2 protein-coding genes are annotated in these 1,211 nt (G+C 54.7%); both read left to right on the top strand.

Features of this window, described 5'->3' with window-relative positions:
* The coding region (locus I5S59_RS26360; RefSeq protein WP_232239997.1) for a transposase at positions 1–314 on the top strand (314 nt) is incomplete at its 5' end.
* Complete coding sequence (locus tag I5S59_RS26355; RefSeq protein ID WP_197879187.1) at positions 311–1,171, top strand: IS3 family transposase; 861 nt, start codon at positions 311–313, stop codon at positions 1,169–1,171. The genes I5S59_RS26360 and I5S59_RS26355, both read left to right, overlap by 4 nt.
* The last annotated feature ends 40 nt before the right edge of the window (positions 1,172–1,211 follow it).

Genomic DNA, 1,211 nt, shown 5'->3' with positions numbered 1-1,211 from the left:
TCGCTAACTTGGAGGTTGCCATGTACCCACCTAACCGCCGTAGCTATACCGATGAGTTCAAAGCCCAAGCTGTTGCATTGGCTGAGACGGTTGGCAGGACCGAAGCCGCTCGTCAGCTTGAGATGTCGGTTAAGACCCTGGATAACTGGGTCGATGCGACACGAGCAGGCCTTGCGCTGAGCTCGCCTGAGCGTCGCCCCGTTACCAAGGAGAGCAGCGAGCTGGCGCGACTACGGGCCGAGAACGCTGAGCTCAAAATGGAGCGTGAAATCCTAAAAAAGGCGGCAGTATTCTTTGCCAAAGAGTCCAGGTGAGATACGCCTTCGTCGCTAAAGAACGGGCTCATTTCCCGATACGCTTGATGTGTCGGGTGCTGGGTGTGTCAGCTTCAGGGTTTTACGGTTACTTGAGCCGTCCAGCTCGTCCAGATCCTGATGCGCAGATTCGAACTGATCTGCGCAGGATCCATGTGGCCAGCCGAAACACCTACGGACGGCCGCGGCTGGTCGAGGCGTTGCGCCAAATACTCCACCCAGTCGGTCATAAGCGGGTAGCCAGGCTCATGCGAGAGGAGGGAATCCACGGCAAAGCCAAAGCTCGTTTTAGGCCCAACACCACAGACAGTCGCCACTTCCGGCCTGTTGCAAGCAATGTGCTTGACCGCCAATTCTCTGTACAGAGCACCAGGCCTGCTTGGGTGAGCGATATCACCTACATTCCAACCCGAGAAGGCTGGTTGTATCTAGCGGTAGTTCTGAGCATCCAGACCCGCCAAGTGTTGGGATACAGCTTGGCGGACAAGATGCCGGATGATCTGGTTGAGCGAGCTTTTATCAACGCTTGGAGCGCCAGCTTGACGCCCACAGGGGTTGTATTTCACTCCGATCAGGGACGCCAATATGCAAGCAGCAAATTTCGTCAAACACTGGCCGAAAAGGGCTTCACGCAAAGCATGAGCCGGAAAGCAAACTGCTGGGACAATGCTGTTGCTGAAAGCTTTTTCGCTACGCTTAAGAAGGAGGAAGCCAACAAGACTTACCAGAGTAAAAAACAAGCTTATGGCTCAATCGCGAGCTACATCCATGGTTTTTACAACAGCTGTCGGCTGCACTCAGCACTGGGCTATCGCTCACCGAACGCTTTTGCAAAGGACTTAAAGTGCAAGCCTTAACGCCCAGCTTCTTGGCGTCTGCTGCCAAGGGACAGAACCA

This window comes from Pseudomonas alkylphenolica, assembly GCF_016009175.1.
GTDB classification, from domain to species: Bacteria; Pseudomonadota; Gammaproteobacteria; order Pseudomonadales; family Pseudomonadaceae; genus Aquipseudomonas; species Aquipseudomonas alkylphenolica_B.
Note: the sequence above shows the minus strand (reverse complement) of the source record. Positions and strands in the feature narration are given on the sequence as shown.